Source organism: Ralstonia sp. 22111, assembly GCF_052045895.1.
Classification (GTDB): Bacteria; Pseudomonadota; Gammaproteobacteria; order Burkholderiales; family Burkholderiaceae; genus Ralstonia; species Ralstonia wenshanensis.
In genome coordinates this window covers 227224-240240 of record NZ_JBQEPR010000002.1, presented here as the reverse complement: position 1 = coordinate 240240, position 13017 = coordinate 227224, and the positions used below count along the sequence as shown (strand labels likewise).

The window sequence follows — 13017 nt, the reverse complement described above, 5'->3', positions numbered from 1 at the left end:
CTCAGGCCCAGTAGCGCACTGCGTACCACGCCCGTTTGACGTATTCGGCAAGAATCGACCCGGCTTCGTAGATCGGAACCGACTTGGCCAGCGTGTCGCCCGGAAATACGCCGTGCGCGCCCCACGCGACTTCTGGCCACACCTTGCGGAACACCGCCAGCGCCCGGCCGGTGTGATACCAGCTCGTGACCAGCATTGCGCTTTGCACCTGCTGGCCCGCCAGTGTCTCGCGCGTCATCCGCGCATTTTCCATCGTGCTGCCGGACACACATTCGTGGCCGATGCGCTCTGCCGGCACACCGGCCATCACCAAGCGGCGTTCAATGAGCAGGCAATCGCCCTGCCCGCTGACGAACACGCGAGGCGCGACGCCTGCGTGATACAGCTCTGCAGCGCCGATCACGCGCTGGCCCGATTCGCCGCCCAGCACGACGATCACGTCTGCGTGCGCAAGCCCCGGCTCCTCGCGCAGCCATGCTTTCGCCCCACATACGAGCGTAGCGCCGACCACCACCGCCACGAGGGCGCCACCGCCCATCCAGGCGAGGACATCGCGAACTGCTGAACGACCGAAAACCATATCGGGAATGCGCGTTTGAGGAAAAACCCGGGCGCCAGACGCGCCGTGGGGCAAGCCGGTATCATCGCCACTGTTCAGCAGGAAGCCCGGGCACCGGGTTGTATCCTGCCCGCGCATATCGCGTCAATCGGATTTCCAAGCGGGTTGTTATGGAACTGCAAGGCAAACATTTCGTGCTCGGCCTGACGGGCGGCATCGCGTGCTACAAGTCCGCCGAGCTGGTACGGCTGTTGACCAAGGCCGGCGCGACGGTGCAGGTGGTGATGACCGAGGCTGCCGGGCACTTCATCACCCCGGTGACGATGCAGGCGCTTTCCGGTCGTCCGGTCTTCACGTCGCAGTGGGACGGCCGCATCGGCAACAACATGCCGCACATCGACCTCTCGCGCGAGGCGGATGCCATCATCATCGCGCCAGCGTCCACAGACTTTCTCGCCAAGCTCGCGCATGGCATGGCCGACGATCTGCTCTCCACGCTGTGCATCGCGCGCGATTGCCCGCTGCTCGTGGCCCCCGCGATGAACCGCCAGATGTGGGCCGCGCCCGCCACGCAACGCAATGCCGCCCAGTTGCGCGCGGATGACGTCACGCTGCTTGGCCCCGATGCCGGCGACCAGGCCTGCGGCGAAGTCGGCGACGGCCGCATGCTGGAGCCGGAGGACATCGTCGAGCAGCTCATCGGCTTCTTCCAGCCCAAGCTGCTGCGCGGCCACCGTGTGCTGCTGACAGCGGGGCCAACCTTCGAGCCAATCGACCCGGTGCGCGGCATCACGAACCGGTCCAGCGGCAAGATGGGGTTCGCTTTGGCACGGGCGGCAGCTCAGGCCGGTGCCGAAGTCACGCTCGTCGCCGGGCCGTGCCATCAGGACACACCCGCAGGCGTGCTACGCATCGATGTGCAAACCGCCCAGCAGATGCACGACGCCGTCATGCACGAGCTGGATGCTGCCAAGAGCGACATCTTCATCGCCGTTGCGGCGGTGGCCGACTGGCGCGTGGCACAAGCCGCGGAGCAAAAGCTCAAGAAGCAGAACGACACCGACGTACCGGCACTGACGTTCACGCAGAACCCGGACATCCTGGCCGATGTGGCGCGCCGGGCGAATGCGCCTTTCTGCGTCGGCTTTGCGGCCGAAACCGAACGGCTGGAAGAGTTCGGCGAGGCCAAGCGCCAGAAGAAGGGCATTCCGCTGCTGGTCGGCAATCTTGGTCAGCAGACCTTCGGCCGCGACGACAACGAAGTCGCGCTCTTCGATGCCAAGGGCATCACGCGGCTGCCGCGCGCCGACAAGCTGACGCTCGCACGCCAGATCGTCGCCGCCATCGCCGACCGCGTGCACGGAGCACGATCATGAGCGCCGCGCCGATCCGCCTGTCAGTCCTCGACCAAAGCCCCGTCATCTACGGCCACAGCGCACGCGATGCCATCGCCGCCACGGTCGACCTGGCGCAACTCGCGGATTCGCTCGGCTACACGCGCTACTGGTGCGCCGAGCACCACGGCCTGCGCGGCGTGAGCAACCCCGCACCGGAAGTGATGATTGCCCGTGTGGCGAGCGCCACGAAGCACATGCGCGTGGGGTCCGGCGGCGTGATGCTGCCGTACTACAGCCCCTTCAAGCTGGCCGAGCAATTCCGCCTGCTGGAGGCCCTGTTCCCCAACCGCATCGACCTGGGTGTCGGCCGGGCACCCGGCGGCGACATGCGTACCGCACAGGCCGTTGCCATGGGCGACTACAACCGCGGCGACATCTTCCCGCAGCAGGTGCAGGAACTGATCTGGCACCTGACAGGCACCCTGCCGCCGGACCACCCGGCAGCCGGCGTTCTGCTGCAACCCGAGATCGATACCAAACCCGAGCTGTGGATGCTCGGCTCCAGCGATTTTGGTGGGGCACTGGCCGCGCGCCTGGGCATCCGTTTCGCGTTCGCGCACTTCATCAACCCCCACGTCGGGCACATCGTCGCGCAGCAGTACCGCACGGACTTCGAGCCCGGCTACGATGCGCGCCCATATAGCGCCGCCGCCGTCTTCGTGATCGCGGCAGACACCGAAGCCGAGGCGCGCCGCTATGAAGCCGCTGTGGACTTGCGCCGCGTGCAGATGGCGCTTGGCGTGAATGGCCCGATCCCCACCGTCGAACAAGGCGAAGCGCACGTCTACACCGAGCGCGACCAGGCCATCGCCATGCGCGAGCGGCCGCGCAGCATCATCGGCACACCGGAATCCGTGGCCGAGCAGATGCATGCGCTCAAGGAGCGCTTCGTCGCCGATGAATTGATCGTGCTGACCGTCGCGCCCAGCTACAAGGCGCGCCTGCGCTCGTACGAGTTGCTGGCCGAGGCGTTTGCGCTAACATCTCCGGCTTCTGCAACTTCTTCGGCCCGCCCCGCATGAAACTCGACGTCAAGATCCTCGACGCCCGCCTGCATGAACAGCTCCCGCAGTACGCCACCACCGGCAGCGCCGGGCTGGACCTGCGCGCCTGCATCGACGCCCCGCTCACCATCGAGCCCGGCACCACGCATCTGGTCCCGACCGGCATGGCCATCCACCTGGCCGACCCGGGCTATGCCGCACTGATCCTGCCGCGCTCGGGCATGGGCCACAAGCACGGCATCGTGCTTGGCAACCTGGTCGGCCTGATCGATTCGGACTACCAGGGCCAGCTCATGGTCAGTACGTGGAACCGTGGCAGCACGGCGTTCGTGCTCAACCCGATGGAGCGCCTTGCGCAACTCGTGATCGTGCCGGTGGTGCAGGCCGAGCTGAACATCGTCGATGACTTTGCCGAGAGCGAGCGCGGCGCCGGTGGATTCGGCAGCACAGGGCGCCACTGACAACATCGCCCGCGCATAAGAAAAAAGGCCCGGAACAACCGGGCCGTTTCTTTGGTGCGACAAACGCGTCAAGCTTCCGCTTCTTCCTGGGCGGGTGCCGGCGGCGCTTCGTTCTCGGAGAACTCCAGCTTCACCGCATCGGCGTCGTCCAAGTCCACGATCACCTTGCCACCGTTCACCAGCTTGCCGAACAGCAGCTCGTCGGCCAGCGCCTTGCGGATGAGATCCTGAATCAGGCGCTGCATCGGGCGTGCACCCATCAGCGGGTCGAAGCCCTTCTTGGCCAGGAAGCGACGCAGCTTCTCGGTAAAGACGGCATCCACCTTCTTCTCGTGCAGTTGCTCTTCCAGCTGCATGAGGAACTTGTCGACCACGCGCATGATGATTTCCTCATCGAGCGAGCGGAAGCTGATGGTCGCATCCAGACGGTTGCGGAACTCCGGCGTGAACATGCGCTTGATGTCGGCCATCTCGTCGCCCTGTTCGCGCGCCGTGGTGAAACCGATCGTCGCCTTGTTCATCGTCTCGGCGCCCGCATTGGTCGTCATGATGATGATCACGTTGCGGAAATCCGCCTTGCGGCCGTTGTTGTCCGTCAGCGCGCCGTGGTCCATCACCTGCAGCAGGATATTGAAGATGTCCGGGTGCGCTTTTTCAATCTCGTCCAGCAGCAGCACGCAGTGCGGCTTCTTGGTCACGGCTTCCGTCAGCAAGCCGCCCTGGTCGAAGCCCACGTAGCCCGGGGGCGCGCCGATCAACCGGCTCACCGCATGACGCTCCATGTACTCCGACATGTCGAAGCGGATCAGCTCGATGCCGAGGATGAACGCGAGCTGCTTGGCGACTTCCGTCTTGCCCACGCCTGTCGGGCCGCTGAACAGGAACGAGCCGATCGGCTTGTCCGTCTTGCCCAGCCCTGCACGCGACATCTTGATCGCCGAAGCCAGCGCATCGATGGCCGGATCTTGCCCGAACACGACCGACTTCAGGTCGCGCTCCAGCGTCTGCAGCTTGCTGCGATCGTCCTGCGACACGCTTTGCGGCGGGACGCGGGCGATGCGCGAGACGATGTCCTCGATCTCGCCCTTGCCGATCGTCTTCTTCTGCTTCGACTTCGGCAGGATGCGTTGCGCCGCACCCGCTTCATCGATCACGTCGATCGCCTTGTCCGGCAAATGACGGTCGGTGATGAAGCGTGCCGACAATTCAGCCGCAGCCGTGAGCGCCGACGACGCGTACTTCACGCCGTGGTGCTCTTCGAAGCGCGACTTCAGGCCACGCAAAATCTGCACGGTCTGATCGACCGTCGGTTCGACCACGTCGATCTTCTGGAAGCGGCGGGACAGCGCTGCGTCCTTCTCGAAGATGCCTCGGTATTCCGTGAACGTCGTCGCGCCGATGCACTTGAGCGCGCCCGACGACAGCGCCGGCTTGAGCAGGTTGCTTGCGTCCAGCGTGCCGCCCGACGCAGCGCCTGCGCCGATCAGCGTATGGATTTCGTCGATGAACAGGATCGCGTTCGGATTGTCCTTGAGCGACTTCAGCACGCCCTTCAGGCGTTGCTCAAAGTCGCCGCGGTACTTGGTGCCGGCCAGCAGCGCGCCCATGTCGAGCGAATAGACGACGGACTTCGCGAGGATGTCCGGCACTTCGCCCTTGGTGATGCGCCATGCCAGGCCTTCGGCGATGGCCGTCTTGCCGACACCGGCCTCGCCGACCAGCAGCGGATTGTTCTTGCGGCGGCGGCACAGCACCTGCACCACGCGCTCGACTTCCTGCTCGCGGCCGATCAGCGGATCGATCTTGCCGGCCTTGGCCAGCGCGTTCAGGTTCTGGGTGAACTGCTCCAGCGGGCTTTCCTTGCCGTCGCCGCCTTCGCCTTCGGGGTTGCCTTCACCCTGTTTGGCCGGTTCAGCCTGGTCCTTGCGGATGCCGTGGCTGATGAAGTTGACGACGTCCAGCCGGGTCACGCCCTGTTGCTGGAGGTAGTACACCGCGTGCGAATCCTTCTCGCCGAAGATGGCCACCAGCACATTCGCGCCCGTGACTTCCTTCTTGCCGTTGGATGTGGACTGCACGTGCATGATGGCGCGCTGGATCACGCGCTGGAAACCCAGCGTGGGCTGCGTGTCCACCTCGTCCGTGCCGGGCACCACAGGCGTGTTGTCGGCGATGAAGTTCTTCAGATGCGTGCGAAGGTCTTCGATGTTGGCAGCGCAGGCGCGCAGCACCTCGGCGGCCGTCGGGTTGTCCAGCAGCGCAAGCAGCAGATGCTCCACCGTAATGAATTCGTGGCGAGCCTGCCGGGCTTCGACAAACGCCATGTGCAGGCTGACTTCCAGTTCTTGCGCGATCATGCTTCCTCCATCACGCACTGCAGCGGATGCCCCGCTTGCCGTGCATGGGTTGACACTAATTCCACTTTCGTCGCGGCGATATCCCGTGTGTAGATACCGCACACGCCCTTACCTTCCCGATGCACAGTCAGCATGATCTGTGTGGCGGTCTCCCGGTCTTTGCTGAAATACTGCTGAAGAATCATCACGACGAATTCCATCGGGGTGTAGTCGTCGTTGAGCAGCAGCACCTTGTACATCGCGGGCGGTTTGAGCGCTTGCTCTTTCCGCTCGAGGACGGTGCCTGCATCGTGTTGTGGAGTGGTCGCTTGCCGGATTGCCATGGTCTTATTCTAACCACTCCTTTCGAGTTCGCAATTTGGGGAAATAACGCCGACTTCAAGGTCTACAAACGGTTTGGCCCGTGCAGCGTGCGTTCGTCAGCCCTCGGGCGCGAAGGGTTTTACCGCCTCCGCGCTGGCTGAAACGGGCGCAAGCTCCGCGCCTGAGATGCCAATCGTTTTCCGTACTTGGAGGCGATCGGCTGGATTTCGAGCAAAACCTCTTCGGAAACTGACCGTTTTTCGCCACAAACCCACCCTTTGTGGCCTTGACAGTCTCTTACAATCCTCGAACAATCGAATTCAGCATGTGCGCCCTACTGCCCCGCAAACCGTTGGCAGCGAGCCGCATGAATGGTGAGCCCGGGAGGCCTCACACCAGTCGACAACAGATCGACAACCGCTTCAGGCTGTGGTGTTTGCCACAAGAAGACCGATCGCTTGCGGCGCGGTTCCACCCGCGCCATTCGTCGTGCCGTGCAGGCCGGCGGCCGGGCGATGACTGCGCGGTACCGCTCTGCACTGCCCCGACAGGCACACCCTCCCGGCTCGGACTTGTGTTTTAACGGAGGGGTTTTCATGGCACTCGGTACGGTCAAATGGTTTAACGACGCCAAGGGTTTCGGTTTCATCTCGCCTGACGAAGGCGGCGAAGAGCTGTTCGCACATTTCTCGGCCATCCAGATGGCTGGCTTCAAGACGCTCAAGGAAAATCAGCGCGTCTCGTTTGAAGTGACGCAAGGCCCGAAGGGCAAGCAGGCCACCAACATCCAGGCTGCCTGATTGGCGTTGCGCGGCACCCCGCCGGATGGCGACGGTGTCCAAATGCAAAAAACCCGGCGACATGCCGGGTTTTTTGTTGCCGCGGCGCCAGACAATGACGGACATACCTCGTCGCGCGCAACACGTCATTTCAGCGGTTTGTGCACTACGGTATGGATGATCCCCGTGCCGTTTCAAGGAGCCTGCGCATGAAACCCCATCTGACCCGCACCGCCGCCACGGCAACGCTGTTGATTGTCGCGCTACTTCCTGCTGCCGCCCACGCCCAGATCGGAGACCTCATCAAAGGGGCCACGCAGGACAACAGCCAGGGCCCCACAAGTGGCCTTGGCAGCATCGGCGGCCTGGGCGGTGTGCCGTCGCTCGGGTCATTGACGTCGGGTAGCACCGGCAATGTGGCCGGCGTGCTGGAATTCTGCATAAAGAACAACTACCTTGGCGGCGCCACCGACGCGGCCTCGGTCAAAGACAAGCTGCTCGGCAAGCTGGGCGGTGCGCCGGCGTCCAGCCCGGGCTACACCGACGGCACAAAGGGCATCCTGACGAATTCGGATGGCAACAAGTTCGACCTGAGCAGCATCAAGTCGCAAATCACCCGGCAGGCGTGCGACAAGATCCTGTCGCAGGGCAAATCGCTGCTTTGAGCCGCGGCGCAGGCGAGCGCGCACTACACTGCAATATCGATTGACCGTTCGCCTGTCTTCCACGCCCCGAGGAAGCCACATGCTGGAAACTGCCGCGCTGGCCGCCGGGCTGTCCTGGACCAGCGGATTCCGCCTCTATCTGGCCGTATTTGCTGCCGGCGTGCTCGGCCGCACGGGTTGGCTGCATTTGCCGCCCGGGCTGCAGATGCTGGAATCGTGGTGGGTGATTGGCTTGGCCGGCGTGCTGGCCGTGGCGGAATTTCTCGCCGACAAGATTCCCGGTTTCGATTCCGTGTGGGATGGCATTCAGACCTTCATCCGCGTACCTGCGGGCGCGATTCTGGCTGCGGCCGCATTCGGGCAGCTCGATCCGCAATGGATGGTGGCCGCCGGATTGATTGGCGGGACGCTGGCCGGCACGGCACATGCCACCAAAGCTGGCACGCGCGCGCTGATCAACACGTCGCCGGAGCCGTTCTCGAACTGGGTGGCGTCGTTCAGTGAAGACGTAGCCGCCAGCGGCGGTTTGCTGATGGCGTTCTTCCTGCCGATTGCGTTTCTGGTGGTGCTGGCGCTGCTGCTGTTGGTGTCGGTGTGGTTACTGCCCAAGCTGTGGCGCGGCGTGCGGCGCCTGCGTGATGCGCTGCGCGGGCGATCACCTGAGCCGCCACCGGCTGGTACCACCCGGCTGCCGCGCTAAGGCGCTACCCAAAGGCGCTACCCAAAGGCGCGCAGCAGCCCGAACAGCGTGAGCGCCAGCGTGCACGCCCATCCCGAAAGCAGCACGCGCGAAACCTTGTTGCGCGGAACAAACCCCACACCGCGCACGAGCCCCGCACTCATCGCCCAGAACAGCAATACGGCGAGACCGTGGTCAGTATGCCCGTCGCGATTGGCGAGGATGTACGGATACACCGTCCCCACCGCCATCACGAGCAAACCGGCTGCCAGGCTGGCGGCGTGGATGCGCGGCTTGTCGGTGGCGTTCACGTTTGCTGCGCTCACTCGCGGTTCGGGTTTGCACTGCTTGCATTGGCGGCGCGGTCGTCGCTCACCTCACCCCACATTGCATTGAGCACAGCCAGCAGCACGGCAAAGCCGACACCCAGAACCCAACTGAAGTACCACATGGATTTGCTCTCCTGTGCCGTCGTTAGTAGGCCGAGTGCTCGTTGGCGCGGATGTGCTCGACCGTCACCTTGCCGCGCATCACGCGGTAGCACCAGCTCGTGTAGGCAATGATGATGGGCGTAAAGATGATCGCCGCCCAGAACATCAGGCCAAGCGTGAAGTGGCTGGAAACGCTGTCCCAGACCGTGAGGCTGGCGCCGGGCATGCTGGACGAAGGCAGCACGAACGGAAACATCGCTGCCCCGGCCGTCGTGATGATGCCCGCCAGCCCCAGCGACGACAGCACGAACGCGGTAAGCGTGCGCCCCGCCCGCGACAGCAGCACGGCCAGCAGCGGGCCGATCACGCCAATAGCCGGCAACGCCCACAGCAACGGCTGCTTCTGATAGTTGCCCCACCATGCATCGGCCGCGCGTGCCACGGTCTTCGCCATCGGATTGGCAAGCCCGGCGGGGTCGATGGCCGAGGTGATGACGTAGCCTTCGATGCTGCCTGCGTGCAACCACACGCCGGCCGCAATAAACGCCACCACGGCGATGATGCCTGCGCCGGTGGCCGCGTTGGTGGCGCGCTGCTGGATGGCGCCTTCCGTCCGGTGGGCGAGGTAGATGCCGCCATGCATGGTGATCATCGCGCTCGACACCACGCCCGTCAGGATGGCAAACGGATTGAGCAGTTGCCAGAACGTGCCGGTGTACGTCACCACCATGAAATTGTCGAAGTGGAACGGCACGCCCTGCAGCAGGTTGCCGAACGCCACGCCAAAGATGAGCGGCGGCACCGCGCCCCCGACGAAAAGACCCACGTCCCACACCTTGCGCCACGTGGCGTTGTGGATCTTGCTCCGGTAATCAAACCCAACCGGCCGGAAGAACAGCGCCCACAGCACCGCCAGCATCGCCCAGTAGAACCCGCTGAACGCGGTGGCATACACCAGCGGCCACGCGGCAAAGATGGCGCCGCCGCCCGTGATGAACCAGACCTGATTGCCGTCCCAGTGCGGGCCGATGGTGTTGATCATCACACGGCGCTCGTCGTCGGTCTTGCCGACAAAGGGCAGCAGCGTGCCGACGCCCATGTCGTGTCCGTCCATGATGGCAAAGCCGATCAGCAATACGCCAATGAGCAGCCACCAGATGACCTTGAGGGTTGGGTAGTCGAACATGGCGTTCTCCTCAAGCGTGGGCGGCTTCGAAATCGTAGCGACCAGTGCCGAGGCTGCCCGGCCCCTGACGCGCGAACCGGATCATCAGATACATCTCGACGATCAGCAGCAGCGTGTAGAAACCGATGAAGCCCGCTAGCGACCCATACAGACTGGCCTCGCTCAACGTCGACACACTCAGATGCGTGGGCAGCACGCCGTAGATGGTCCACGGCTGGCGGCCGTATTCCGCCACCACCCAGCCCAGCTCGATGGCGATCCACGGTGCCGGAAGCATCCACAGCGCCCAGCGCAGCAGCCATGCCGGCGCCTTGCGCTGCGGCCGCAACGTGCTCCAGAACGACAGGCCAAACAGCGCCAACATCAGGAAGCCCAACCCGACCATCACGCGGAAGCCCCAGAACATCGGCCACACGCGCGGCACGGTATCGTCGACCGCCTTGTCGATCATCTCGGGCGTGGCCTGCCGCACGTCGGCCACGTATTTCTTGAGCAGCAGGCCAAAGCCCAGGTCTTGCTGATGGATCTGCAGGGTCTGGAGCGCCGCTGCGTCGCCGGGGTGCTGGCGCACCGTCTCCAGTGCGGCCACCGCCTCGATACCGCTCATGATTCGTCCGCGGTTGCGCGCCTTGATCTCATGGATGCCCGGAATCTGCTTGGACACCGAGCGCGTGCCGATCAGCCCCATCACCCATGGAATCTCGACCGCCCAGTCGTTCTTCTGCTCGCGCTGGTTGATCGACGCAACCACAGTGAAGCTGGCCGGCGCCGGCTCGGTCTCCCACATGGCCTCGATGGCGGCCATCTTGGTTTGCTGCGCCTCGCCGACGGTGTAGCCGGACTCATCGCCCAGCACGATCACCGAGCAGACGCTGGCCAGGCCAAACGCAGCCGCCACGCGAAAGCTGCGCCGCGCGAATTCCACATCGCGGCCGCGCAGCAGGTACCAGCTTGAAATCGACAGCACGAACATCGCGCCCGTCACGTAGCCCGCCGACACCGTATGCACGAACTTGGCCTGCGCGATGGGGTTGAAGACCACGGCCCAGAAGTCGTGCATCTCCATGCGCATGGTCTGCCAGTTGAATTCGGCGCCCACGGGGTTCTGCATCCAGCCGTTGGCGATGAGAATCCACAGCGCGGAAAGATTGGTGCCGATCGCCATCAGCGTCGTCACCAGCAAGTGCTGCGTCTTGGAAAGACGATCCCACCCGAAGAAGAACAGCCCGATGAAGGTGGATTCCAGAAAGAACGCCATCAGCCCTTCAATGGCCAGCGGCGCACCAAAGACGTCGCCCACGTAGTGCGAGTAGTACGCCCAGTTGGTGCCGAACTGGAATTCGAGCGTAATGCCCGTCGTCACGCCCAGCGCAAAGTTGATGCCGAACAGCTTGCCCCAGAAACGCGTCATGTCTTTCCAGATGACCTTGTTGGTCATGACATAGACGCTTTCCATGATGACCAGCAGCCAGACCATGCCCAGCGTGAGCGGCACGAACAGGAAGTGGTACATCGCGGTGGCCGCGAACTGCAGCCGGGACAGATCGACGAGATGCTCGGAAATCACGGTTGCCCTCCCTGCGCTGCTGACGGTGTGACGATCAGGCGATCAGCGGCCCGCTCGGCATCGACCGGCACCCGGTGGTCTCGCACAAACACCCACCACAGCGCGCTCAGCGCCACCAGCTTGATGGCGACGACGATGAGCAAATGGCGGACGAGTCGGCGGTCGTTGGGGTTCACAGGCGGACGAGACTTGGCGCGCGTCGGTGCCATGGGCGGTGATGCCGCCAGTGGCACAGAAAGTCACATGTGATCCAGTCTAGTCATGGATAGAGGGAGTGACAAACCGTTGCTGTTATTTCTTGATGGTCATCAAGCGCCGCCCGCAAGCCAAAACCGTAAAGATTCGTGGACTGGGCTCCGGTGAACCACCGCAGAGCCGCATCACCACGGGGTTGGCGCCAGTCGTCAGCAAATTCTGATTTATAGTTTCGCCCCTGCTCAGACGAAGCGGCCATCAGTACACTCTGCGCCATCGCTTTCGGTGCCATAGGGAAAGCGATCGAGGTGTGGAAACCTCGTGCGTAACGGGTGAGAACCGAGCATAGGTTCTTGCCCTCGATCGCTATGGCTTGGCTTCGTCTCCCCTCCTGGGGCGAGCCAGGCATGAGCGGCTTCGGCCGCGCCGACTGTTACGCATCGGTTTTCCACCTTGCCTGTGCTCGCCCACCCCTCCCCAGGGTTGGGCGCGGTTCCGTTCATCACTTGAAGAGGAATGCCGTGACCCGCTCGACCTCCCAATCCGTCGATTCCCCGCCTGGCGACTCGCTCACCGAATATCAGAAAGGTGTTGGCGCTGCGCGTGAGTTTTTGCGTGCCGTGTCCGCACGCGCTGCAGCCCCCAAGCATTCCGCAACGAGCACGACGGACTCGCCAGAGCATCCCGAGCAACCCCGCTGATCCATGGGCGAGGCCCAGCGCGTAGGCCGCGGCGCCCTTGTTGCAGCATCGGCGTTGGGGCTTGTTGGGGCTCGCCCGCCCCCTTTTCGAGTACGAACCGGTCAGGACTGCGAGCATCTGCAGATGGTCGGTTGCGCTTGAAACAAAAAACCCCGGCGAGCCGAAGCTGCCGGGGTTGCTTCATATCCATCGCGGCCGGAGCCGCGAGTCGATCATTCTGCGTACTTCTTCCGCAAAGCCTTGCAATGGTCGCTCATTGTGAGCGGTCCATTTAGCCTCGTACTTGGCCTCACTTTTCGTCGGCTGCCCCACTCGTCCACAGGCCTAAGCGCATGAAGCGCCCATAAAAAACCGGGCTTGCCGGGAGGGCGTCCGCGGTCGCTATCGAGTTTGGTCGCGGGTGCCCTAACGCGTGCTGCGAAGCGCCCTAACCCGGATACCTGCATGGGCGTTTAGCGCGTGCGAGCATGAAATAAAAAAGGCGCCCGAAGGCGCCTTTAGCTAATGCGCCAACCGGGCCAGCTGGTCGAGATTGCAATTGCAGGGGGAGATTAATCGCACGATGGGGGAATCGTAGTGAACTGTTCCCGAGCGCCAAGAACGTCCGCGAAACGCGTGAGCGTGAGACTGTACTGGCGTTCCTCTACGTTGACGTGAATCAAATAAGCAGGCGAAAGCGGCGGCAATACGTTTTAATTTTCTTTCCCCGGGCTCGCGTTGGCGGCAGATACAA

14 protein-coding genes are annotated in these 13017 nt (G+C 63.6%); 6 read left to right on the top strand and 8 right to left on the bottom strand.

Annotated elements, in window-relative coordinates:
• Position 1: 1 nt before the first annotated feature.
• Positions 2 to 580, bottom strand: a complete 579-nt coding sequence (locus tag ACTJK4_RS07415) for a YdcF family protein (RefSeq protein WP_440817186.1) — start codon at positions 578 to 580, stop codon at positions 2 to 4.
• Positions 581 to 729: 149 nt separating this feature from the next.
• On the opposite strand from ACTJK4_RS07415, the gene coaBC reads away from it, so the two are divergent.
• From coaBC to dut, 3 genes are read left to right on the top strand one after another with little or no spacing between them, the layout of a single operon-like run.
• Complete coding sequence (gene coaBC, locus ACTJK4_RS07410) at positions 730 to 1935, top strand: bifunctional phosphopantothenoylcysteine decarboxylase/phosphopantothenate--cysteine ligase CoaBC (RefSeq protein WP_440817184.1); 1206 nt, start codon at positions 730 to 732, stop codon at positions 1933 to 1935.
• Positions 1932 to 2978, top strand: a complete 1047-nt coding sequence (locus ACTJK4_RS07405) for an LLM class flavin-dependent oxidoreductase (protein WP_440817182.1) — start codon at positions 1932 to 1934, stop codon at positions 2976 to 2978. Before coaBC ends, ACTJK4_RS07405 begins: the two co-directional genes overlap by 4 nt.
• Positions 2975 to 3421 (top strand): dUTP diphosphatase, encoded by a 447-nt coding sequence (gene dut / locus ACTJK4_RS07400; RefSeq protein ID WP_024974963.1) that lies wholly within the window; start codon positions 2975 to 2977, stop codon positions 3419 to 3421. Before ACTJK4_RS07405 ends, dut begins: the two co-directional genes overlap by 4 nt.
• A gap of 68 nt (positions 3422 to 3489) precedes the next feature.
• Here the strand turns inward: dut and clpA are convergent, their stop codons facing one another.
• The gene (gene clpA, locus ACTJK4_RS07395) at positions 3490 to 5778 is read right to left on the bottom strand and encodes an ATP-dependent Clp protease ATP-binding subunit ClpA (protein ID WP_433865094.1); all 2289 of its coding nucleotides are present in this window, start codon (positions 5776 to 5778) and stop codon (positions 3490 to 3492) included.
• The gene (gene clpS / locus ACTJK4_RS07390) at positions 5775 to 6101 is read right to left on the bottom strand and encodes an ATP-dependent Clp protease adapter ClpS (protein WP_003261876.1); all 327 of its coding nucleotides are present in this window, start codon (positions 6099 to 6101) and stop codon (positions 5775 to 5777) included. The genes clpA and clpS overlap by 4 nt, the downstream gene beginning before the upstream one ends.
• Positions 6102 to 6677: 576 nt before the next feature.
• On the opposite strand from clpS, the gene ACTJK4_RS07385 reads away from it, so the two are divergent.
• From ACTJK4_RS07385 to ACTJK4_RS07375, 3 genes are all read left to right on the top strand, one after another.
• Positions 6678 to 6881, top strand: a complete 204-nt coding sequence (locus ACTJK4_RS07385) for a cold-shock protein (RefSeq protein ID WP_004631953.1) — start codon at positions 6678 to 6680, stop codon at positions 6879 to 6881.
• A gap of 188 nt (positions 6882 to 7069) precedes the next feature.
• Positions 7070 to 7525: a DUF2501 domain-containing protein gene (locus tag ACTJK4_RS07380; protein WP_440817176.1), complete on the top strand. Its 456-nt coding sequence runs from the start codon at positions 7070 to 7072 to the stop codon at positions 7523 to 7525.
• A 79-nt stretch (positions 7526 to 7604) separates the two neighbouring features.
• On the top strand, positions 7605 to 8225 hold the full coding sequence (locus tag ACTJK4_RS07375; RefSeq protein ID WP_316870047.1) for a DUF4126 domain-containing protein: 621 nt from the start codon (positions 7605 to 7607) through the stop codon (positions 8223 to 8225).
• Between the two features lie 17 nt (positions 8226 to 8242).
• Here ACTJK4_RS07375 and ACTJK4_RS07370 read toward each other — a convergent pair whose 3' ends face one another.
• Genes ACTJK4_RS07370 through cydP form a run of 5 tightly spaced genes read right to left on the bottom strand, consistent with a single transcriptional unit; the run spans position 8243 to position 11597 of the window.
• Positions 8243 to 8515: a cyd operon YbgE family protein gene (locus ACTJK4_RS07370; RefSeq protein WP_440817173.1), complete on the bottom strand. Its 273-nt coding sequence runs from the start codon at positions 8513 to 8515 to the stop codon at positions 8243 to 8245.
• An 11-nt stretch (positions 8516 to 8526) separates the two neighbouring features.
• Entirely contained in the window at positions 8527 to 8655 is a 129-nt protein-coding gene (gene cydX / locus ACTJK4_RS07365) for a cytochrome bd-I oxidase subunit CydX (protein ID WP_440817171.1), read from the bottom strand.
• A gap of 23 nt (positions 8656 to 8678) precedes the next feature.
• On the bottom strand, positions 8679 to 9821 hold the full coding sequence (gene cydB / locus ACTJK4_RS07360; protein ID WP_440817168.1) for a cytochrome d ubiquinol oxidase subunit II: 1143 nt from the start codon (positions 9819 to 9821) through the stop codon (positions 8679 to 8681).
• 10 nt (positions 9822 to 9831) lie between these two features.
• Positions 9832 to 11388 (bottom strand): cytochrome ubiquinol oxidase subunit I, encoded by a 1557-nt coding sequence (locus ACTJK4_RS07355; RefSeq protein WP_232040818.1) that lies wholly within the window; start codon positions 11386 to 11388, stop codon positions 9832 to 9834.
• Positions 11385 to 11597, bottom strand: coding sequence for a cytochrome oxidase putative small subunit CydP (gene cydP, locus ACTJK4_RS07350; protein WP_316878730.1), 213 nt, complete (start codon positions 11595 to 11597; stop codon positions 11385 to 11387). Before cydP ends, ACTJK4_RS07355 begins: the two co-directional genes overlap by 4 nt.
• Positions 11598 to 13017 lie beyond the last annotated feature (1420 nt).

Bases quoted from the DNA above. Each gene is read 5' to 3' on its own strand.
- coaBC (WP_440817184.1), top strand. From the start codon at position 730: ATGGAACTGCAAGGCAAACATTTCGTGCTCGGCCTGACGGGCGGCATC.
- clpA (WP_433865094.1), bottom strand. From the start codon at position 5,778: ATGATCGCGCAAGAACTGGAAGTCAGCCTGCACATGGCGTTTGTCGAA.
- ACTJK4_RS07405 (WP_440817182.1), top strand. From the start codon at position 1,932: ATGAGCGCCGCGCCGATCCGCCTGTCAGTCCTCGACCAAAGCCCCGTC.
- clpS (WP_003261876.1), bottom strand. From the start codon at position 6,101: ATGGCAATCCGGCAAGCGACCACTCCACAACACGATGCAGGCACCGTC.
- ACTJK4_RS07380 (WP_440817176.1), top strand. From the start codon at position 7,070: ATGAAACCCCATCTGACCCGCACCGCCGCCACGGCAACGCTGTTGATT.
- ACTJK4_RS07415 (WP_440817186.1), bottom strand. From the start codon at position 580: ATGGTTTTCGGTCGTTCAGCAGTTCGCGATGTCCTCGCCTGGATGGGC.
- cydB (WP_440817168.1), bottom strand. From the start codon at position 9,821: ATGTTCGACTACCCAACCCTCAAGGTCATCTGGTGGCTGCTCATTGGC.
- cydP (WP_316878730.1), bottom strand. From the start codon at position 11,597: ATGGCACCGACGCGCGCCAAGTCTCGTCCGCCTGTGAACCCCAACGAC.
- cydX (WP_440817171.1), bottom strand. From the start codon at position 8,655: ATGTGGTACTTCAGTTGGGTTCTGGGTGTCGGCTTTGCCGTGCTGCTG.
- ACTJK4_RS07375 (WP_316870047.1), top strand. From the start codon at position 7,605: ATGCTGGAAACTGCCGCGCTGGCCGCCGGGCTGTCCTGGACCAGCGGA.
- dut (WP_024974963.1), top strand. From the start codon at position 2,975: ATGAAACTCGACGTCAAGATCCTCGACGCCCGCCTGCATGAACAGCTC.
- ACTJK4_RS07385 (WP_004631953.1), top strand. From the start codon at position 6,678: ATGGCACTCGGTACGGTCAAATGGTTTAACGACGCCAAGGGTTTCGGT.